The organism is Acidovorax sp. M2(2025) (genome assembly GCF_049330835.1).
Taxonomy (GTDB): Bacteria; Pseudomonadota; Gammaproteobacteria; order Burkholderiales; family Burkholderiaceae_C; genus Acidovorax.
This window is the reverse complement of record NZ_CP186262.1, coordinates 2089895-2110684: the sequence shown is the minus strand read 5'-3', so window position 1 is coordinate 2110684 and position 20790 is coordinate 2089895. Positions and strand designations below refer to the sequence as shown.

Annotated in this window: 17 protein-coding genes, 1 pseudogene and 1 riboswitch; of the genes and pseudogenes, 1 reads left to right on the top strand and 17 read right to left on the bottom strand. The window is 71.5% G+C overall.

Translation table 11 applies throughout. The features are described 5' to 3' along the window. Positions 1-207: 207 nt before the first annotated feature. Positions 208-1341 (top strand): GGDEF domain-containing protein, encoded by a 1134-nt coding sequence (locus tag ACOYR3_RS09790; RefSeq protein ID WP_422846241.1) that lies wholly within the window; start codon positions 208-210, stop codon positions 1339-1341. A 23-nt stretch (positions 1342-1364) separates the two neighbouring features. Here ACOYR3_RS09790 and cobT read toward each other — a convergent pair whose 3' ends face one another. The 17 genes and pseudogenes from cobT to ACOYR3_RS09705 form a co-directional block, all read right to left on the bottom strand. After that, complete coding sequence (gene cobT / locus ACOYR3_RS09785; protein ID WP_422846240.1) at positions 1365-2423, bottom strand: nicotinate-nucleotide--dimethylbenzimidazole phosphoribosyltransferase; 1059 nt, start codon at positions 2421-2423, stop codon at positions 1365-1367. A gap of 101 nt (positions 2424-2524) precedes the next feature. Further along, positions 2525-3286 (bottom strand): 5,6-dimethylbenzimidazole synthase, encoded by a 762-nt coding sequence (gene bluB / locus ACOYR3_RS09780; RefSeq protein WP_422846239.1) that lies wholly within the window; start codon positions 3284-3286, stop codon positions 2525-2527. Between the two features lie 46 nt (positions 3287-3332). Beyond that, a riboswitch (cobalamin riboswitch) is annotated at positions 3333-3523 on the bottom strand. A gap of 22 nt (positions 3524-3545) precedes the next feature. Continuing rightward, entirely contained in the window at positions 3546-5036 is a 1491-nt protein-coding gene (locus ACOYR3_RS09775; protein ID WP_422846238.1) for a cobyric acid synthase, read from the bottom strand. Then, the gene (locus tag ACOYR3_RS09770; protein ID WP_422846237.1) at positions 5033-5425 is read right to left on the bottom strand and encodes a DUF3037 domain-containing protein; all 393 of its coding nucleotides are present in this window, start codon (positions 5423-5425) and stop codon (positions 5033-5035) included. Before ACOYR3_RS09770 ends, ACOYR3_RS09775 begins: the two co-directional genes overlap by 4 nt. Then, positions 5412-6224: a HipA family kinase gene (locus ACOYR3_RS09765; RefSeq protein ID WP_422846236.1), complete on the bottom strand. Its 813-nt coding sequence runs from the start codon at positions 6222-6224 to the stop codon at positions 5412-5414. The genes ACOYR3_RS09770 and ACOYR3_RS09765 overlap by 14 nt, the downstream gene beginning before the upstream one ends. Next, positions 6221-7300 carry an aminotransferase class I/II-fold pyridoxal phosphate-dependent enzyme gene (locus ACOYR3_RS09760; protein ID WP_422846235.1) on the bottom strand — a complete coding sequence of 360 codons (1080 nt, stop codon included), beginning with the start codon at positions 7298-7300 and terminating at the stop codon, positions 6221-6223. The genes ACOYR3_RS09765 and ACOYR3_RS09760 overlap by 4 nt, the downstream gene beginning before the upstream one ends. Beyond that, a complete protein-coding gene (gene cbiB, locus ACOYR3_RS09755; protein ID WP_422846234.1) occupies positions 7300-8310 on the bottom strand; it encodes an adenosylcobinamide-phosphate synthase CbiB in 1011 nt (336 codons plus the stop codon). The genes ACOYR3_RS09760 and cbiB overlap by 1 nt, the downstream gene beginning before the upstream one ends. A gap of 47 nt (positions 8311-8357) precedes the next feature. Further along, positions 8358-8927 (bottom strand): cob(I)yrinic acid a,c-diamide adenosyltransferase, encoded by a 570-nt coding sequence (gene cobO / locus ACOYR3_RS09750; RefSeq protein ID WP_422846233.1) that lies wholly within the window; start codon positions 8925-8927, stop codon positions 8358-8360. Between the two features lie 29 nt (positions 8928-8956). After that, positions 8957-13156 carry a cobaltochelatase subunit CobN gene (gene cobN, locus ACOYR3_RS09745; RefSeq protein ID WP_422846232.1) on the bottom strand — a complete coding sequence of 1400 codons (4200 nt, stop codon included), beginning with the start codon at positions 13154-13156 and terminating at the stop codon, positions 8957-8959. After that, on the bottom strand, positions 13153-13515 hold the full coding sequence (locus tag ACOYR3_RS09740) for a DUF2149 domain-containing protein (protein WP_422846231.1): 363 nt from the start codon (positions 13513-13515) through the stop codon (positions 13153-13155). The genes cobN and ACOYR3_RS09740 overlap by 4 nt, the downstream gene beginning before the upstream one ends. Positions 13516-13576: 61 nt before the next feature. Beyond that, the gene (locus ACOYR3_RS09735; protein WP_422846230.1) at positions 13577-14044 is read right to left on the bottom strand and encodes a hypothetical protein; all 468 of its coding nucleotides are present in this window, start codon (positions 14042-14044) and stop codon (positions 13577-13579) included. Between the two features lie 17 nt (positions 14045-14061). Beyond that, positions 14062-14868, bottom strand: a complete 807-nt coding sequence (locus tag ACOYR3_RS09730; RefSeq protein ID WP_422846229.1) for an ABC transporter ATP-binding protein — start codon at positions 14866-14868, stop codon at positions 14062-14064. Continuing rightward, a complete protein-coding gene (locus ACOYR3_RS09725; protein WP_422846228.1) occupies positions 14865-15890 on the bottom strand; it encodes a FecCD family ABC transporter permease in 1026 nt (341 codons plus the stop codon). The genes ACOYR3_RS09730 and ACOYR3_RS09725 overlap by 4 nt, the downstream gene beginning before the upstream one ends. Before the next feature lie 146 nt (positions 15891-16036). Beyond that, positions 16037-16936: pseudogene (locus ACOYR3_RS09720) on the bottom strand (ABC transporter substrate-binding protein); the annotation flags it as partial. After that, positions 16936-17538, bottom strand: a complete 603-nt coding sequence (locus ACOYR3_RS09715; protein ID WP_422846227.1) for a bifunctional adenosylcobinamide kinase/adenosylcobinamide-phosphate guanylyltransferase — start codon at positions 17536-17538, stop codon at positions 16936-16938. The gene ACOYR3_RS09715 and the pseudogene ACOYR3_RS09720, both read right to left, overlap by 1 nt. Beyond that, a complete protein-coding gene (locus ACOYR3_RS09710) occupies positions 17535-18905 on the bottom strand; it encodes a cobyrinate a,c-diamide synthase (protein WP_422846226.1) in 1371 nt (456 codons plus the stop codon). Before ACOYR3_RS09710 ends, ACOYR3_RS09715 begins: the two co-directional genes overlap by 4 nt. Further along, the gene (locus tag ACOYR3_RS09705; RefSeq protein WP_422846225.1) at positions 18902-20785 is read right to left on the bottom strand and encodes a TonB-dependent receptor domain-containing protein; all 1884 of its coding nucleotides are present in this window, start codon (positions 20783-20785) and stop codon (positions 18902-18904) included. Before ACOYR3_RS09705 ends, ACOYR3_RS09710 begins: the two co-directional genes overlap by 4 nt. Positions 20786-20790 lie beyond the last annotated feature (5 nt).

Genomic DNA, 20790 nt, shown 5'->3' with positions numbered 1-20790 from the left:
CACGGTGTACGCAAACCCCATGCCAGTTTGTACACAATCAAAAATCCACTTTGCATACAAAACGCACCAACACCGGGCAGCACCGCACCCACACTGTGCTGCCGGCCCCCTGCCCCCCTGGAAAGCCCCCTCCTCCGATGGCCTGCAATGGCTATACTGGGGCGGCAAGATACATTTATTTACGTCCCGCCACCCCAGCACCGACGGATGACGAACCTCGACCCACGCTCGTTGATCGCGATGGCGGGATTCATGTCGGCCGTCATGGCGGTGGTCTTGCTGTTCATGCGGCGCCACTACCCGCCGTGGATCCACGGCGTGGGCGCGTGGGCTGCCGCGCCGGTGTTGTGGCTGGTGTCCACCGTGCTGTTCGGTACGCGCGGCTTTGTGCCCGACTGGCTCAGTCTGATCCTGGCCAACCAGCTGCTGGTGCTGGGCACGGTGGTGTACTACATGGGCACGCGCCGCTTCATGGGCCAGGCCACCCCGTGGCGCCTATGGAATGCCGTGATGGTGGCGACCACGGTGGTGTTCACCCTCCTCACCTACTGGCTGCCCCACTATGCGCTGCGGGTGGGCTTCTTCACCCTGGTGATGGGCGCCATCTACGGCGCGCAGCTTCGCTTCATGCTGCGCCACGGCGGCAACGGCTTTCCGGTGCGGATGGTGGAGGTGGTGCTGGTGCTGCACATGGGCGTGCTGGCCATGCGGCTCGCCTCCATCCTGTCCGGCCATGCGGGTGAGCACCTGATGGAGCCCTCGCTGTTCCAGACGCTCTACATCGGGGCCTACGTGCTCACGGTGCTGATGCTCTCCATCGGCGCCGTGCTGATGGCCACCGACCGCCTTCGCACCGAACTGGAGCACCTGGCCACCCACGACTCGCTCACCCAGACGCTGAACCGGCGCGCGCTGCTGGAGCATTGCGAGGACGAGCTGGAACGCGCGCGCCGCCATGGCCAGGGCCCGTCCATCATGATGGTGGACCTCGACAACTTCAAGGCGGTGAACGACCACGGGGGCCATCAGCACGGCGACGCGGTGCTGGCGCATTTTGCCGAGCGCACGCGCCAGGCGCTGCGGCGCGGCGACCGGCTGGGGCGCTACGGCGGGGAAGAGTTTCTGGTGCTGCTGCCGTTCGCCGACGTCGAAGCCGCCCTGGTGGTGGCGCAGCGCATCCACGCCACGCTGGCCACCGGGCACCCGCTGGACTGCGAGGTCAGCATCGGCCTGACCAGCTGGACGGGCAAGCACGAAACGCTGGACAGCATGCTGTCGCGTGCCGACGCGGCCCTGTACCGCGCCAAGGCCCAGGGCCGCAACCGGACCTGCGTGGACTGAGCGCGCCGGGCTGTGCGGCAGGTTCAGGCCGACGCCGTGGCCACGCCGGCCGATTCAAAGCTCGCCATTTCCAACAGCACCGCGCAGGCCGACTGCAGCAGCGGCCAGGCCAGCGCCGCGCCCGAGCCCTCGCCCAGGCGCAGGCCCAGGTCCAGCAGCGGTTCGGCCTGCATCTGCGCCAGCATCAGGCTGTGGCCCCGCTCGCCCGAGCGGTGGGCAAACACGCAGCGCTGCAGCACCTGCGGGGCGATGCGGCTGGCCACCAGCACGGCCGCGCTGGTGATGAAGCCGTCCACCACGATCACGCGGCGCTCGGCCGCGGCCTGCAGCACCGCGCCCACCAGCGTTGCCACCTCGTAGCCGCCCAGCGCGGCCAGCGCCTCCAGCGGGCCGGTGGCCGCCGCGTTGGTGTCCAGCGCCTGCTGCAGCACGGCACGCTTGCGCTCGATGCCCGCGGCATCCAGGCCCGTGCCGGCGCCCGTCACCTCGGCCAGCGGCAGGCCGGCCAGGCGCGCCAGCAGCAGCGACGCCACCGAGGTGTTGCCGATGCCCATCTCGCCGAGCAGCAGCGCATTGCCGGGCAGGCTGCGCACCACCTCCATGCCGTTGCTGATGGCCTGCGCGCACTGGCCGGCGGTCATGGCGGGGCCGGCCGAGGCGTCCTGCGTCCCTGGCGCCACCTTGCGCAGCAGCAGGCGCGGCTGGCCGGGCGCCGCATCGCGCGCAGCGATCGGCCGGGCCACGCCGCAGTCCACCACCGTGAGGCCCAGGCCGTGCTGGCGCGCCAGCACGCTCACGGCCGCACCGCCGGCCAGGAAGTTCTCCACCATCTGCCAGGTCACGTCGCTCGGGAAGGCCGACACCCCCCGCGCGGCCAGGCCATGGTCGCCCGCGCACACCAGCATCTGGGGGGCGTGCAAGGCGGGGGCTTCGGTGCCAAGGATCAGCCCCAGGCGCAGTGCCAGACGCTCCAGCAGGCCCAGGGAACCGAGGGGCTTGGTCTTGTGGTCCAGCTTGTGCTGCAGGGCCTGGGTGAGCTGCGGGTCGGCAATGTCGGCAATCAGGGGCAAGTGGGCATTCATGGTGTGTTCAACTTTCAATCAAGAGGTAGCGCGACCCGCACAGGCAGGCCCGCGCGATCAATGGCGCAACGGCTGCGGCCGGTCGGCGCGCAGTGGCGAAGTCAGGCGATGGCCTCGCGCCCGCGCTGGGCGGCGGCCTGGTCGCGCTGCAGGTGGGCGATGAGGGGCTGCTGGTCGTCGCGCTGGCCCCATTGGTCGAAATACACGAGGTCCTCCACGGGCAGGCGTGGCAGCCAGCCGACGGTTTCCAGCTCGGGCTTGGCATGGAAGTGGCTCACAAAGCCCACACACAGATAGGCAATGGGCGTGATGCCTTCGGGAATGCCCAGCGCCTCCTGCAGCTCCGCCTGGTGGAAGATGCTGACCCAGCCCACGCCCAGCCCCTCGGCGCGCGCGGCCAGCCAAAGGTTCTGCACGGCGCAGACGCTGCTGTACAGGTCCATCGTCTTCATGTGGGTGCGCCCTACCACCACAGGGCCGGTGCGCTCGCGGTCGCAGGTAACGCAGATGCCCACGGGCGACTCGATGATGCCTTCGAGCTTGAGCTTCTGGTAGGTGGCGCGCCTGTCCCCCTCGAACAGGGCGGCGGCTTCGGCGTGGGCCTTGGCAAAGGCGTCATACACGCGGCGCTTGGTGTCCGGCGAGCGCACCACCACAAAATTCCAGGGCTGCATGAAGCCTACCGAGGGCGCATGGTGCGCGGCGGTGAGGAGGCGGCTCAGAACTTCGTCCGGCACGGGCGTGGACAAAAATTGCCCGCGCACATCGCGGCGTGAAAAGATGGCGTGGTAGACGGCGTCGCGGGCCTCTTGCGTAAAGGCGTGAACGCTCGGCGTGGCTTGCGCCACGGCGCTGGTATTCATGGCAGTTCCCTGTGCTTGAATAGTGGCAGCGCTGCCCGGCCTTGCAGCGCCAAGAGTGGCTCAGGCCGGTCTTCTGGCTTGGAGTCGTCTGCCTGGGCACGCCTTCCCGGCTTGGCAGCCAGTGGCATGTGTGCGCGGCATCGTCCTTACAGCGTTGGGCACGCGGCGGATTTGCACCGCCTTCCCGATTCTCCCGTTGCCATTACGGCAGCGGACACCTGAGGGGCGCGATGATAGCAGCCGGCACTCTGCGGAGTGCTTACGCGATGAGCGCCTCCAGCACGCCGGGTGCGAAATGCCGGGCCACGCCATCGGCCAGCCCATCAAACACGCTGTCCAGCGTGGGCGCCCGGGCGCCAAACAGGGCCTGCAGCACGGCGGCGTCTTCGAACAAACCGTGCAGGTACACGCCCAGCACATTGCCCGCCGGGTTCTGCCAGGCGATGCCGGGCACGATCTCCCGCGCCACGTCGCCCTTGGCGGCCATGGCGGGATGCTGGGCCGTCTGGCCGTGGTGGATTTCATAACCCTCGGCGCGCACGCCCGAGAGCGGGCCCCAGGCGCCAGTGAGCGGCCCGAACGCCGCACAGGTGCGCCGCACCGTCTTGGCGGGCTCGAACACGGTGACCAGCGGCAGCAGGCCCAGGCCCGGCGCATTGCCGTCGATGCCTGCCGTGTCGATCAGCGCCTCGCCCAGCATCTGCAGCCCCCCGCACACGCCCAGCACGGTGCCGCCCTGCCCCGCGTGCTGGGCAATGGCCTGGTCCAGGCCTTGGGCGCGCAGCCAGGCCAGATCGGCAGCGGTGGATTTGGAGCCGGGCAGCACCACCCAGTCGGTGGGCTTGAGGCCCGCCAAGTCGGCCGGGCTGCGCGCCCACAGCAGGCGCACGCCGGCCACGTTCTTGAGCGGCTGGAACTCGTCCAGGTTGCTGATGCGCGGGTAGGCCACCACGGCCACGGTGGTGTGCACGGCACCCGCCGTGGTGCTGCGGCCATCAAACACACCGTCTTCTTCGGGCAGGCCGTGGTGCCACTGCATAGGGATCGTGGCCACGGTGGGCACGCCCGTCAGCTCCTGCAGCATCTGCGGTGCGGGCGCCAGCAGGCTGGCATCGCCCCGGAACTTGTTGAGCACAAAGCCGTGGATGAGCGCGCGCTCGTCCCCGGGCAGCAGCGCCCAGGTGCCGTACAGGTGGGCAAACGCGCCGCCCCGGTCGATGTCGGTCACCAGCAGGCAGCGCGCGCCGGCGTGGCGGGCCACGCGCATGTTCACGATGTCGCTCGCGTGCAGGTTGATCTCGGCGGGCGAGCCCGCGCCTTCGATCACCACCACGTCGTTCTCGGCGCGCAGCGCGTCCAGCGCGGCGGCGATCTGCGGCCACACGCGCTCGCTGCGGCCGCGCCAGGGCAGCGCCGTCAGCTCGGCATGCACCTGGCCCATCAGCACCACCTGGCTTCGGGTGTCGGCCTCGGGCTTGAGCAGCAGGGGGTTCATGCGCACGTCGGGCGTGGCCCGCGCGGCCAGCGCCTGGAAGTACTGGGCGCTGCCGATCTCGCCCAGCGCACTATCGGAGGCGGGCACCACGCGGGCGTTGTTGCTCATGTTCTGCGCCTTGAAGGGCGCCACTTTCAGGCCCTGGCGGCTGTACCAGCGGCACAGCGCGGTGGCCAGCCAGCTCTTGCCCGCGCCGCTGGTGGTGCCCAGCACCATCACGCAGCGGGCCAGCGGGGGAGAAGTCTTTGCGGTCATGGCAGGGGCCGGACCATGCGGTCCAGGATGTGTTCCAGCGCCGCCGCCGCATCGGTGCAGCGGCCGGTGTGCACGGGCGAGGTCTGGATGACGCCGCTGCGCCGCGCCGTGAGCCAATGGAAGCGCGCGCGGTACGGCAGCTGGGCGATGGGGCCGCAGCCCGGCTCGCCCGCGCAGATGGCCACGATGGCGCCCAGGTGGCGGCGCACGGTGTCGAGGTCGGCGCGGGGGTCCAGCGCCCGCAGGCGCGCCTCGTCCAGCGCCATGGCGGCCCGCAGGAAGCCCGTGCGCTGGCACGAGACGATGGCGCCTGCGTTGATGAACTCCTCGCGCTCCACGCGCGGCACCACGCGCACGATGGCGTAGTCGTAGATCTCAGGCGCGTGCATCGGCGGCCTCCTTCAACGCACCTACCCAGGTTTCGCGCCCCGAAAGCCGCGCGCAAAAGTAGTCCACGTAGGCCTGGCGGTGGCTTGCGGGCGCCGACAGCGGTCCTTCCGCATGCTCGGCCCCCGCGAGCTGCAGGAACTCGTCGGGTACCTCGGCCAGGATGCCCGCGACCACCTCGGGCGTGAGGCGCGCGGCCAGTTCGGCATCCACCGCGGCCAGCGCCGTGGCCTGCCCCAGCAGCACGTGTTCGGCGATCGGCGCAAACGGCCGGGCCGGCTGGGCCACGGAGCCGTTCCACGCATGGTGGAAGGTGAGCGCCGCGCCGTGGTCGATCAGCCAGGGCTGGCGGTGCCACACCAGCAGGTTGGTGTTGCGGGCCGTGCGGTCCACATTGCCGACCAGCGCGTCGAACCACACCAGGCGCGAGGCGAAATCGGCAGACACCGCGTCCACCGCCGGGTCGAAGTTGAGCGCGCCCGACAGGTAGTCCAGCCCCACGTTGAGGCCGCCGCTGGCGCGGACCAGGTCCTGGATCTCGGGGTCGGGCTCGGTCTGGGCGAGCATCGGATCCAGCTGCGCCAGCACGATCTCGGGCACGGGCAGACCGAGGGCGCGGGCGATGCCGCCCGCAATCATCTCGGCCAGCAGCGCGCGCACGCCCTGCCCCGCCCCGCGGAACTTGAGCACGTACAGGCCCAGGTCGTCGGCTTCGACCACCGCGGGCATGGAGCCGCCCTCACGCAGCGGCGTGACATAGCGGGTGATTTGGACAGTTCGCACCACAGGGATGTCTTTCATGCAGAAGGGACGGGCATGTTACGGCGGCTTCGCGGCAGGGCACCCCAGGCGGCGCGCAGCGCGTCTTGCGCGGCCGGCGGCAGCACGCCCAGGCGCACCGAGCCGGCCAGGCCGAAGGAGCTGCAGTCGCGCAGCTTGATGCCGCTGCGCCGCAGCGCAGCCAGGGCCTGCTGCAGCGCGGGCAGGTCGCCGGCCGTGTCGGGCTGGGCACAGAAATAGTTGGCCAGGCTGCCGGCGTGGACCGACCAGCCCAGGTCGATGCACAGCGCCTCCTGCCGCGCCTTCCAGCTGCGCAGGGTGTCCAGGCTGTACACCCGCCACCGCTGCACGCTGGGCCGCACCCAGGCCTGCAAAAGCGCCACGCCGTGCGCGCCCACCGGCCACGCGGGCGCCAGCGCATCCAGCGCCTGCACCTGGGCCAGGGCATCGTCCCCCGCCGGCGCGATGGCATAGGCCGCGCGCACGCCCGTCAGGCCCAGCGCCTTGTTGGGGGTCCACAGCTGCCAGCAGCCCGCCCCGTGCGCCACCGGCGCGGCCGGCCACACGGTGCCAGGGAGCAGTTGCAGGGGGACGTAGGCGCAGTCCACCACCCGCAACGCAGGCGCCGCTGGCGCCGTCCAGGTGCGCACGACGGGCTCCGCCTGGCCCAGGGGGCTGGACGGCTCGCAGGCCCACTGCAGCGGCGCGGGCGCGTCCCGCCGCAACCGCTCCACGGCCAGGCCCCGCGCCTGTGCGGCCCGCGCATATTCGCCAAACCCGTGCAGCGGCACGGCCACGTGCCGCGCCCCCTGCAGCGCGGCCAGCGCGGTCATGCGGTGGATGAATTCGCTGGCACTGGCCGCCAGCACCACGCGGCCCGGCGCCACGCCGTGGAATGCGCCCAGGGCCTCGCGCAGCGCTCCGTATCCCGGGTCGGGGTAGTGCCGCGGGTCCGCCGACTGCACCGCGTGCAGGGCTTCCTCGCAGGGCCCGGCGGCGTTGCTGTTGGTGGAGAAATCGTGCAGCGGCACGCCGTGCGCATCGGGGCCGCCGTGCACGGCGTGCCCACCGGAATCCACGCCTGCATTCCCGTCCATCATGTGCCTCCTCCATAGGACCACCACGCCAGCCACAGCCCTTGCACCAGCGCCACGGCCGGCACTGCGGCCACCACCACCGCCTGGCCGATGCGGGCCGCGCGGCGAACATCCAGCGGGCCGGCGTGCCGGCCGTGCCCGTGCAGCGTGTACACGCCCGGCTTGGCCAGCCGCACGCCCAGCGCCAGGGCCATGGCCGCCATGGGCCAGCCGCTGTTGGGCGACGGCGTCTTGCGTGCCTGGCGCGCCAGGGCGCGCATCGGCACGCCGCTGGCCACCAGCGCCAGCAGGGCCGCCGTGAGGCGCGCCGGCACCCACGACAGCACATCGTCCGCCCGGGCCGCCCATTTGCCCGCCCACTGCCAGTACCGGCCGCCCCGCATGCCGGGGTAGCCCCACATGGCGTCGGCGGTATTGGCAAAGCGGTAGAGCGCGGCCCCGGGCAGGCCCAGCAGCGCAAACCAGAACAGCGGCGCCACCACGGAGTCGTTGAGGTTCTCGGCCAGCGACTCGATGGCCGACTCGCGCACCTGCACCGCGCTGAGCGCGCTCACGTCCCGGCTCACCAGCCAGGCCAGCTGGGCACGGCCGGCGGGCAGCGACTGGCCCAGCGCCACTTCCACCGCCACCACCTCGTCGTGCAACATGCGCCAGGCGAGCAGCGGCTTGAGCAGCACGCCCAGCGCCAGCCCGGCCACGGCAGGCGGCAGCAGCACCCACACCAGTTGCTGCGCGGCCAGGGCCACTATCAAAACAATAGCTGCCAGCGCACACCAGTAAAGCGCTGCAAGCCAAAAACGCTTGAAATCCTGCGCCACAGGGGCTGGGGGCGCCAGCCGGTCGCCCACCCGCTGCAGCGCCCGCCCCATCCACACCACCGGGTGCCAGGGCGCGGGCGGCTCGCCCAGCCACCGGTCCACCAGCAGGGCCAGCACTGGCGCGGCCATCCACCCCAGCGCGGCGGGCCATCCGCCGCCGCTCAGCAAGGGCGCGAACCCGTACTCAGCCATGGCGCGCCTGCGCCGGGGCAAATGGCCATGCAGGGCGCTGCTGCACGTCAGTCCTCGATGCCGCGCTGCGCGGGAATGCCCGCCTTGAAGGCGTGCTTGACGAGCTGCATCTCGGTCACGGTGTCCGCCAGCTCGATGATCTCGGGCGGGCAGCGGCGGCCGGTGAGACACACGTGCACGTCGCGGGGCCGCTCGCGCAGGGTCTGCAGCACGCCGTCCAGCGGCAGCCAGCCGTAGATCAGCGGGTAGGTGATTTCGTCGAGCACCACCAGGAAGTGCTCGCCCGAGAGGATGGCGGCGCGCGCCTTCTCCCAGCCATCGCGGGCCAGCTGCGCCGAGTGGTCGAGGTCCTTGCTCTTCCAGCTGAAGCCGTCGCCCAGGCCCTCGATGGGCAGGCCGATCTGCTCGAACATGCGGTGCTCGCCAAAGCGCGCGGTGGGCACCTTCATGAACTGGAAGATCTTGACGGCCTTGCCCCGGCCGTGGGCCCGCAGCGCCAGCCCGAAAGCCGCCGTGCTCTTGCCCTTGCCGTCGCCCGTGTTGACGATGACCAGCCCGCGGCGCTCGCCCTCGGCCTTGTCGTAGCGCTTCTCGGTGGGTGGGGTCTCTATTTGCATGGCGTCGATTCTTTCAGAGAGGCCGGGCATCACAGGCCAGCGGGTTGCAGCCAGGGCACGGAGGAGGATGGGCGGCGCGCTTGCCACGCCGCGCCCGCGAGCACCACCAGCGCCATGGCCAACGCGGCCACGATGCGGGCCATGCGCTCCACGGGGCTGCCCTCATCGACGGCGTCGGACGCATCACGTTCCGGCTGCCGTTGCAGCAAAACGCCCACGGCGGGGACGGGGGGTACTGCGGGCGGCACGCCTGCCTGCACGGGTGGCAGAGGCAAGTCCGCAGCGGGGAGCTCAGGCTGTGGCGCCGCCACGGGAGGCGATTGCGGCGTGGCAATGGCCATGCCCACAGGCGCTGCCAGGTCTGCAGGCGCACCGCCAGCGGCCTGTTCCACCCAGCGCCGCACGCCTGGCAGCTCGGCCGCCAGCGGTGCCGCACGGGTCAGTGCCTGGTACATCTGTGCGAGCTGCTGCTGCGTGCCGGCATCGGCCTGCCAATAGCCCTGGCGCTGCGCCTGCACCAGGCGCTCCAGCGACTGGGCGTAGGCCTGCGGGTGCTCCTTGAGCCACTCGGGCAGGCCCAGCTGGTGCTTGTCGCGCACCAGCACGTCATAGAAGCTTTGCCAGTGGTCGCTGCGCACCGTATCGGGCGCCACGGCCTGCCAGCCCCAGGCGAACTGCACGGCCTTGAGCACCTGCAGCGTGCCCGCATAGCCTTCGGCCTTTTGCGCCTGGAGCCAGCCTGGGTGCAGGTAGCGGGACTGCATCTCCAGCGCAATCGCGCGCTGCGCGGTCTCGGTGGTGGGCTCTCCTGCATCCTGCAGCTGGGCCACGTGCAGCTCCAGCCCCTGCGCTCGCCCGGCCACGCGGGCTGCGGCCGAGAGACCGCCCAGGTACTGGAACGGGTCGTCCGAGCTGACCATGGCGTACAGGTGCGAGCTGCGCGAGAGGATGGCGGCATCGGTGCGACGCAGGTGCGCCCCCAGCGCCTTGGCGGCCGTGCCGCCCGCCACGCCCGTCACCGGCTCGCCGTCCAGATAGGGCTGGCTCATGCGCTTCAAAAACATCTGCCCCAGGCGCGCATCGTTGGTTTGCAGCCCGTCGCTCTGCACCGCGTCCGACAGGCCGGTGCCGTAGTCGCCCACTGCGTTGCCGAACGAACGCACGCGCGCCAGCTGCTCGGCCTGGGCGCGGGGCACGCCCTGCTTGCGCAGCTCCTGGCCGATCTGGTCGGTGTTGCGTGCGATCACGTTGCCGGGCTCTGCCATGGCGGCCTGGTCTACCGCGCGGTCCAGCAGCGCCATCAGCGCTGGGAACTGGTCGCGGTACGAGCCGGTGATGCTCATGAGCACATCAACGCGCGGGCGCTTCAGCTCGTCGGCGGGAATGGTCTCGACCCGTGCCGGGCGGCCCGCGTCATCCCACACCGGGCGCATGCCCAGCGCCACCAGCGCCTGCGCCTCCATGATGCCCTGGTGGCGCAGCGTCTCGCCCGCCCACAGCGACAGCGCCATACGCTCTGGCACCCGGCCGCCGTGGCGCGCTTGGTATTCCTTGAACCAGTCGTTGAACAGCGTCTGCGCCACGGCGTAGGCCTGGCGCGTGGGCAGGCGGCTCGGGTCCAGCCCCGTGAGGTTGCGGCCAGTGGGCAGGCTGTCGGGGTTGCGGATGGGGTCGCCCCCGTAGGCGGCACTTAGGTAGCGGCCTTCCAGTGACGCCAGCAGGCCGGGCAGTTCGCCCTCGGTGGCGAGCAGGCGCTCCAGCTCTTGCGCGCGCTGGGCCAGTTGCAGCAGCGCGGGCGTGTCGATGGGCTGGCGCGCGGCGCGGTTGGGCACATGGTCTTCGGCGCGCACCACGTCGGATGCCCCCGCCGTGCCCGGCGTTGCTGCCTGTGCGGGCAGCGCGGGGCGCAGGTCCAGCACGCTCGCGGCCTGCGCATCCTTCAAGGCCACTTCCAGCCAACGGGCGGGGCGTGCGGCCAGCACCGCGTCGTGCTTGATGAGGAAAGCCTCGTCGATGTCCTCGCCCAGCGCTTCGATCAGCGGCTTGCGCAGCGCCTGCAGGATGGTCTCGCGCCGCTGCTCGGGCGCGGGCACACGGCCGAACACGGCCAGGCCCTTGGGCTGGGAGCTTTGCGCGAGCTGGTCCAGGTAGGGGTGCAGGATTTCAAGAAAGCCGCTGAAGTCGGCCGCAATGCGCTCGGCCGTCCAGCCCAGGTCGCGGTGCAGCTGGTGCTCCACAAACTGCGCGACCAATTGCTTTTCGAGCGCACGGCGCGTGGGGCCTTCGTCCACGGTTTCCCATTCGTGCATCACCTCGTGCATGTGGGCCATGCGGGCCTCGAAGCCTGCGGGGGAGAACACGGGGGTGCGGTGGCTCACCAGCACGGCGCGGCCCCGGCGCTTGGCCGTGAGGGCCTCGCCCAGGTTGTCCACGATGTAGGGGTACACCACGGGCAGGTCGCCCAGCGGCAGCAGTGCATCGTCGTGCACATCGAGCGCACGCGCCTTGCCACCGGCCCATTCCTGCGTGCCATGGGTGCCGAAGTGGATGAGTGCGTCGGCCTCCAGCTGCGCCCACAGGTACACGGCCAGGTAGTGGTGCGACAGCGGCGCCTTGCTTTTGTGCATGAAGGGGTTCTGGCCCAGGCGCAGGGTTTCCTCGCGCGGGGGCTGGGGCAGCACCGAGAGGTGGCCCACCTGCAGGCGCGGGATGGCGAACACCTTTTCGCCCTGCCAATCGACCACGTAGCGGCTTTTCTCGGGGGTGCCCCAGTGCGCATTCATGCGACCCTGGACGGCCTTCGGCAGCGTGGCCAGGTGCTGCTCGTAGCGTGCCAGCGGCAGCGCTGCGGCCTGGCCCGACTCGAGCAATTTGCGCAGATCGGAGCCAGGGTAGTAGGCAGCCAGCAAGGGCTTGAGGCCGTCGATCCAGCCCTGCTCGGGCACCTGCTGCGTGCGGTAGCCCGCTTGGGCCAGCCCACCGGACACCTGCTCCAGGCTGCGCGGCACATTGAGGAACGAGGCGCCAAAGTTGGTGCCGCCCGGCGGGTAGTTGTAGACCATGGCCACCAGGCGCTTGTCGGCGGCAGGCTTGGTCTGCAGCGCAATCAGCCGCCGCGCCTTGGCCGCCACGGCCTGGGCCTGGCGTTCGATGAAGCGAAAGTCCTTGCCCTCGGCGCCGTGGGCGGCGACCAGCACCGGATCGATGGCACCCGCCGCCTCGGGTTGCGCCAGGTAGAACGGCACATCGGACAGCGACAGGCCCGTGTCGCTGGCCTCCCAGGCGGCAACGTCGCCCGCGCGGAAAGGCTGCGTGCCCAGCAAGGGCACGCCCCAGCGCGCCAGCAGCGGCTGCAGGGCAGCGGCCTGGGGCACGAGCTGGTGCAGCACCAAGGCCGAGGCATGCAGGCGGCCGGGGCCGGAGCCCCCTTCGGCAGGCAACTCCAGCACCTCGGCCAGCGTCTGCGCCGTGACCTGCTGGCCAAAGGCCGCGTAGGCGAACAGGCCTTGCTGGCGGAAGCTGCGCAGCCAGGCATCGAGCCACTCGGTGCTGCCATCGACAAAGTGGTGGCGGTGCACCAGCACGGCCACGGCGGGGAGGCTGCGCTGCACGGGCTGGCCCTGGCGCCAGGCCTCCAGCGCTGCGGCGTGGGGCAGCAGGCGGGGGGCATCAGGGTGGTAGATGCCACGGGGGGGCAGGATGTCGGGCGCGGGCAAGGTGGGCATGGCATCGCCCGCCACCGTGGCCCGCGCCAGGGCGACGGCGTTCTTCAGGTTGCGCGGACCGCCTGCCTGCAGGTAAGCCACCATGCGGGCGGGAGCGTCCAGTGCCGCCAGATCGGCTGCAGGCGTGCCCGCAGGCACCCACACCACGCGGCCAGGGATGCGCGCGGCCCGCGCATCGAGCTGCGGCCCCGCCATGCGGCGCAAGCGCGCCTCCACACTGGCGTGGGGCGCGTCCACCCACACCATCGCAGCGCCCGCCAGCGCGCGCTCCAGCTCCTGTGCGCCTGCGGCGTCCAGCACTGCCGGTCCCGCGAGGGGGTAGTCGATGCGCGCAAAGCCCAGGCCCGCCTCGGCGGCCAGGCGTTGCACCATGGCCGTGCGGGGGGCGGGGGTGATGTCCGACGCGAGCCAGAGCAGCACCGGCGCAGACTGCGCGGCCTGCACCAGCGGCGCCGCCAGCAGCAGCACGCACCACAGCACCGCGCGCAGGGTCCGCACGCTCATGGCTTTTCAGGCACGGCCGCGCCAGCTTCTGCAGGCGTCGCACCGGTTTCAGGGATGTAGACGATGTTGCCGTCTTCGAGCTTGTAGGCCACGCCCGCACGCACGCCCTGCCCTTGTGCCGCGCTGCCCGCGCCCTTGAAGCGCACTTCCCTGCCCTGCTCGCGTACCACCACTTCCATGTCGGGCCGGCCCGCATTGCGGATGATGGTCACGCTCTCATTCGCGCTGGTCTGGCTCTGCACGGCCACGGCCGTGAGCAGCGCCACCACCAGCACCAGGAACACATCCACCAGGTTCACGGCGGACAGCATCGGGTCGTCATCGTCCTCGGCAAGGATGCTCAGGTGCTTCAAGGTCACAAAACACCTCCGCACTGCGCACTGCGGTGTACCGCTTGCTTGGGGCGGCCCGGCGCGGCGCTCATTGCGCCACCCCGAGCTCCTTGCGCACCAGCAGCAGCTCGGCCAGCAGCCAGCGGCGGCGCACCGAATACACCACCAGGCCCACCGACGCTGCGGCCAGCGCCAGCACCACGCCCGCAAAGGCGCCGCTGAACACGGCCAGGGCCTGCTGGCCATTGCCCGCCGCCACGCTCTGAAGCGCGGGGCCCAGCGGAATCATCGTGGCAATCAGTCCCAGCATGGGCGACAGGCGGCTGAGCAGGCGCACGGGCTCCACCTGGCGCACCAATTGCAGCTCCAGCTCTTCCATCGACACGCCAGAAGCCACGCGCAACGCGCGGTACTGCGGCTGGCGCCAGCGCTGCCAGGCTTCCATCAGCGTGGCCCCCCCCGTCCACAGTGCATAGACGAAGGCCAGGCCCACCAGCGCCAGCACCGGCCACAACAGCATCTGCGCAACCTGCGCAAAACCCGACTCAATGCTCATGCGTCTACTCCCTCAATTCATGTGTCGTTTCGTGGACTGCTCGTACGCAGCAGCGATGGCAGAGCCATCCACAGGCCATCGACATGCCGCACCCGGATGCGGTGGTCAAACACCTCTTCCAGCGCGGCGTGCGTGGCTGGCGCATCGCAGGCACCCTGGTGCAGCACGCGCCCGCCCGCCATCAGCACCAGCTCGTCGGCCTGCAGCGCCAGCGACACCTCGTGCAGCACGCTGACCACGGTGCCGCCGGCCTCCACCAGCGCCCGCACGGTGTGCAGCCAGTCGGTCTGGTGCGGAGGATCGAGGTTGGCCAGGGGCTCGTCCATCAGCAGCAGCGGCGCCTGCACGGCCAGCGCCCGCGCCAGCAGCACGCGCTGGCGTTCGCCGCCCGAGAGCTGCGACAGCGGGCGTTCGCGCCAGTCCCAGGCCTGCGTGGCACGCAGCGCCTGCTCCACCGCGGCGTGGTCGGCGGCACTGGGCGGGGCCAGCCAGGGCTGGTGCGGCAGGCGGCCCAGCAAGGCCACGTCGTAGCTGGACAGGTCGTCGGGCGAGCCTTCGTTCTGCCCCAGCCAGGCCAGCTGCCGGGCGCGTTCCCGCCCGGGCAGCTGCGCCAGCGGGCGGCCGAACAGCTGCACTTCACCGCGCGCGTCCGCGTGCGGCAGCAGCCCGGCCAGCACCTTGAGCAGGGTGGACTTGCCTGCGCCGTTGGGGCCGACGATGCTGGTCCACCGCCCGGCGGGCAGCGCCAGGTCGACGCCGTGCAGGATGGGGCTGTTTCCGATGCTGGCGCTGATGTGGCAAGCGCGGATAGCGATTGAATTCATAGCGCCGTTCCCCGCGCGGTGCGCCGGTGCATGAGCCACAGCAGGTAGCTTCCGCCCAGCGCTGCGGTGAGCACGCCCACCGGCAGCTCCTGCGGCGCCAGCACCCAGCGCGCCAGGATATCGGCCGCCAGCAGCAGCACCGCGCCCATGAGGCTGGCCAGCACGATGTGCCGCTCGTGCGTCACGCGCACGATGGAGCGCACCAGGTGCGGTGCGGCCAGGCCCACAAAGGCGATCAGCCCCGTCTGCGCCACGGCCGTGCCGGTGGCCAGCGCCATGGCCGCCACCAGGCCTGCGCGCATGGGCGCCAGCGGCAGGCCCAGGCTGGCGGCGGTGGACTCGCCCAGGGTCAGGCCGTCGAGTGCGCGTGCCAGCATCCATGCCACCAGCGTGCACAGCGCCAGGGCCCCGGCCATCACTGCGCAGGCCGCCCAGCCGGCAAAGGCGGTGCTGCCCAGCGTGAAGGCCTGCATGGCCTGCAGGATGTCGGGCGAGGCCAGTTCCACCAGGTCGCGCAGCGCCCCCAGCACCACGCCCACGATCACCCCCGCCAGCAGCAGGCGCAGCGTGTGCTGCACCCCGCGCGCCAGGACCAGCGTGAGCATCACCGCCCCCGCCGCGCCCAAAAAAGCCATGCCCGTGATGCCGATGCGCGCCAGCCCCTGCGCCGCCACCGGCGACACCCCGAACAGCGCCATCGCCACGGCCCCGCCCAGCGCCGCGCCGGACGCACTGCCCAGCAGGTACGGGTCGGCCAGCGGGTTGCGGAACAAGCCCTGGGCCACCGCGCCCGACAGGCCCAGCAACGCCCCTGCAAGCCAGGCCCCCAGCGTGCGCGGCAGGCGGATGTCCCACACGATCTGCCAGGCCACCGGGTCGCCCTGCATGTGCAGCACGCTGTCAAAACCCGTGCTGCCCACGCTGGCGCCGCACAGGGCCAGCACCACGCTGGCCAGCAGCAGCCACGCCGCGCACCAGGCGGCACGGCGGCCTTGGGGACGATGGGTGGGGGCCGCAGTCACGTCAAACGCTCTCCGGCGCCAGCACCGCCCGCGGCTGACGCAACCGGCGTGGCCCAGGCCAGGGCGCCCGTGGAACTGGCTTTGCCAGGCCACGGGGTGCGTCCCCCTCCCGCAGGAGAGGGGGAAGGCGCCGCAGGCGACTCAGGGGGAGCCTTTTCTCCCAGGCAACGCGCCATTATGCGCGCGGCCTCTGCCATGCGCGGCCCGGGCCGCACCACCACGTCCGACTCGCCGGGGCCGAACACGCACAGCCGGTTTTCACGGATCGCGCGCAAGGTGGCCCAGCCGGGGTACGGCACCATGGCCTGCATGCTGCGGTTGCCGATCATGATGACGTCGGGGTCGGCGCGCACGATGAACTCGGGATTCAGGCGCGGAAACGGCCCCAGCGACGCCGGCACCACGTTGCGCACGCCCAGCCGGGTGAGCGATTCGCCGATAAAGGATGCCTCCCCCGCGGCGTAGGGCCCGCGGCTGACCTCGAAATACACCCGCGCATTTCGGGCCCGGGGCGGCAGGGACTGCGCCGCCGCGAGCACGCCGGCATCGATCACGCGCCAGAGGCGGTCGGCCCCCTGCGCACGGGGCACGCCCAGCAGATCGCTCAGGGCGCCCAGCACGCGGCGCACGTCGGCATGGGTCTTGGGCTCCAGCTGCACCACGGTGAGGCCCAGCGCCTCCAGCCGGTCGCTGGCGCGCGAGCTGACGGACATCAGCACCACGTCAGGCTTGAGCGCGACGATGGCTTCGATGCTGGGGTCCAGGCCGCCGCCGACCTTGGGCAGCTTGCCGACCACATCCTCCGGCCAGTTGGTATAGCGGTCCACCCCCACCAGGCGGTGGCACTGCTCCAGCGCGCACACGCTCTCGGCCAGCGACGGCAGCAGGCTCACGATGCGCTGCGGCGGGCGCGGCAGCGCAATCTGGCGCCCCCGGTCGTCCTGCAGGCGCACCGGCTGCGCCCGCGCCAGTCCCGCCATCAGCAGGCCCAGCAGCAACAAAATGGCCACGACCCACAGGATGCGGCGCACGGGGGTTGGTTTCATCAGCAAGGTTCTTTCAACGTGAGGGGCAGGCCCGCCGCCATCAGTGTGACGCGCGGGCACACCTGGGCCAACTGCTGGTGCAGCGTGCCCAGCGCATCCACGAAGGCACGCACCTCGCGCCCCATCGGGATGACCCCCAGGCCGATTTCGTTGCCCACCAGAACAACGGGCCCGGGGGATTTCCGAACCGCTTCCAAAAACATAGCTGCCTGCGCTTGCCAGTCAAGGGCCAGGGCCTGTTTTTGCTCAAAATCCATGGTCTCGGCACCCAGCGGCATCGTCCAGTGCGTCAGCCACAGCGTCAGGCAGTCCACCACCACCAGCGTCTGGGCAGAGGCGTGCCGCGCCAGCGCGCCCGCCACATCGCGGGGCTCCTCCACGGTCTGCAGGCCGGGCACGCGCTCGGCGCGGTCGCGCTGGTGGCGGGCGATGCGCTCGCGCATCTCGTCGCCCCACGCCCGGGCCGTGGCCACCAGCACGGCCCGGCGGTCCGCCGATGCGGCCAGCCAGTCCCGCGCCAGCATCTCGGCGCGGCGGGACTTGCCGCTCTTCTGGCCGCCCAGGATCAGTTCGGTGGTGATGCGCTGCGGGGCTGACGTCATTCGCCCCCCTCGCCGCCCAGCAGGTGCGCCACCGCCCCGGGGCTGGACGGAAACCAGGCGTGGAAGTAGCTGGCATGAATGCTGCCGCGCCGGTACAGCGCCTCGCCCGCGTCCGGCGCCGCGGCCATGCCGGGGCGCGCCGTGCGGGCCACCACCGGCGCAGGGCTATCGCTGGTCGAATAGTGGAACGTGTGGCCGCGCAGGGTGTGCCCCGCCACGGTCAGTTGCTGCGGCCCCAGGGCCGCCAGACGCTTTTGCATGGCCACGCGGCCCGGCAGCAGCCCCCACAAGGGTGCAACGGCACCGTCGACCAGCGTGATGGAATCAAACAACGCCATCATCCCGCCGCATTCGGCCCACAGGGGCCGGCCGGCGGCCCCATGGGCACGCAGACTGGCCTGCATGCCGGTGTTCGCGGCGATCTGCGCCGTGTGCAGCTCGGGATAGCCACCCGGCAGCCACACGGCGTCGCAGGGCGGCAGCGCCGCATCGTGCAGCGGCGAGAAGAACACCACCCGCGCGCCCATCTGCTCCAGGCACTCCAGGTTGGCGGCGTACACAAAGCAGAACGCCGCATCGCGCGCGACCGCCACCGTGCGGCCCGCCAGCAGGGGCGGCACCGGCACGGTCTGGGCCGGCGCGGCGAATTCCACCGCCCAGCGCTGCAGGTCGCCGGCCGCCATCTGGCCCAGCGGCGTGGCCTCCAGTGCGTCGGCGGCGGCATCGAGTCGCTGCAGGCTGTCCTGCAGCTCGTGCGCGGCCACCAGGCCCAGGTGCCGCTCCGGCAGCAGGGCGGCGCCCGCGGCGGCCGCCCCCGGTGCGACACGCAGCAGCGCGCCCATCCAGTCCGACGGGTCCTGCAGGCCCTCGCGCAACATGTCGGCATGGCGCTCGCTGCCAACGCGGTTGGCCAGGATGCCCGCCCAGGGCAGGCCCGGGCGGTAATGGCGCAGGCCGAACGCCAGCGCCCCGAAGGTGCCGGCCATGGCCGAGGCATCGGCCACCGCCAGCACCGGCACGCCAAAGCGCCGGGCCAGGTCGGCGGCACTGGGGGTGCCGTCAAACAGGCCCATCACTCCCTCGATCAGGATCAGGTCGCACGCCTGCGCCGCGGCGTGCAGCCGCTGGGCGCAATCGGCCTCGCCGTTCATCCACAGGTCGAGCTGGTGCACCGCGGCGCCGCTGGCCAGCTGGTGCCAGTGCGGGTCCAGAAAATCCGGCCCGCACTTGAACACCCGCACGCGCAGCCCGCGGCGGGCGTGCAGCCGCGCCAGGGCCGCGGTGGCCGTGGTCTTGCCCTGCCCCGAAGCCGGGGCGGCGATCAGCAGCGCCGGGCAGCGGGCGGCAGCGGTGGGTGCCAAAGTCACTGCGGCGCCCACTTGATCCCGACGTACACCGTGCGGCCCGCCGTGGCGTAGGTGCGCGCGAGCTGGTAGTCCTTGTCGGCCACGTTGTCGATGCGCGCGAGCAGCGTGGTGTCGCGGGCGATGCGGGTGCTGGCATACAGGTTGAGCAGCGTGTAGCCGCCCAGCACGTTGGTGTTGGCCACGGTGTCGAAGCGGCGGGCCGAGGCCTGCACTTCAGCCCCTAGCGTCCAGCCCGCCCAGCGGGTGTCGGCGCCCAGGGTGGCGTGGCGCTTGGCGCGGCGCGCCAGCTGCTTGCCGGTGTCCAGGTCGCGCGGGCGTTGCAGGTCAACAGAGCCGTGCAGCGTGACGTCGCCCATCCGGTGCGAACCCGCAAAGGTCACGCCCTGGTACTCGGCGCGGGCGGTGTTGGCATAGCAGCCGTAGTCCGAGACGCAGGTGCCCGGCCCCGCAAACGAGATGAGGTTGGTCAGGCGGTTGCGGAACAGCGTCGCCGAGAAGGTGCTGCTGCCCTGCGCATAGCGCAGCGCCACCTCGGCGTTGCGGCTGCTTTCGGGGCGCAGCGTGGCCACGCCGTACTCGCTGAAGCGGTGGTACAGCGTGGGCGCGCGAAAGCCCGTGCCCACCGAAGCCGTGGCCCGCCACTGCGGCGTGATGGCGTAGCCGTAGGCCACGCTGCCCGTGGTCTTGCCGCCGAATTCGCTGTCGGAGTCATGCCGCACATTGAGCTGCACCGTATGCCCGGCCGCGTTGTAGCCATAGCCCAGGGCCACGGCGTCCTGCGAACGCTTGGCGTCGATGGGCGCGTTCTCCAGGCGGTCTTCGCGGCGCTCCAGCGCGGCCGTCACCAGGTGCGGGCCCTGCCGCCATTCGTTCTGGAAGTAGTAGCCGCGCAGGCGGGTGTCGCTCAGGTACGGCGATGGCCGCGTTTCGTATTCATCGCGCGAGTCGGTGATGGACAGGCGCGTCTTGTAGGCGCTGCTCCACTGCGCGCTCCAGTTCAGGCCCAGCGCGTGCATCTGGTGCAGGCTGCGGTCGTCCTTGCCCAGGCCGTTGTCGTAGCCGCTGTTGGTGTCGTTCACCATCAGCGTGCCTTCGAGCCGGTGCGCGGCATTGAGCTGCACGCCCACCCGGGCGTGGCCTGCGGTGGAGCGGTAGCTGTCGCGGTCGGGGTTCTGCGTGGACACCGTGCGGGCGTTGAAGCCCGTGCTGTTCTCGCGCTCCAGGCCCAGCGCGTAGTCCACCGTGCCGCTGGCGCCGCTGATGCCCGCCTCCACCTTGGCCGTGCCGTGGCTGCCCACACCCGCGCCCACATAGGGGGCGGTGCCCTTTTCGCCGCGCTTGGTGAAGATCTGCACCACGCCGCCCAGCGCGTCAGATCCGTACACCGCCCCGGCGGGGCCGCGCAGCACCTCGATGCGGTCGATCAGGCCCAGCGGGATGCTCTCCCAGGGTGCGCCGCCGGTGGCCTGCGAATCCACGCGCACGCCGTCGATGAACACGGCCGTGAAGCGCGACTCCGCACCGCGCAGATAGACGCTCGTGGTCGTGCCAGGCCCGCCGTTGCGCGCAAACTCCACACCCGGCAGGCGGGCCAGCAGGTCGGCCAGGCCGGTGGCGCCGCTGCTCTCGATGGTTTCGCGGTCCACCACGGAGATGTCGGCCACCAGGTCGGTCAGCGGCTGCGGGCTGCGGGTGGCCGCCACCACGGTTTCGGCCAGCGACGGCGCGCGCAGGTTCTGCGCCAGCAGTTCGCCGCCGGCGGGCGCGGTCTGGGACAAGGCGCTGCAAGCGCTGCCGGCCGCCAGGGCCAGCAGGGCCAGGCGCGGAGCAGCCGGGCGCAGCCGCGCAGCGGAGCGCGCGCGAAGGGTACGGAATTTCATGGGAA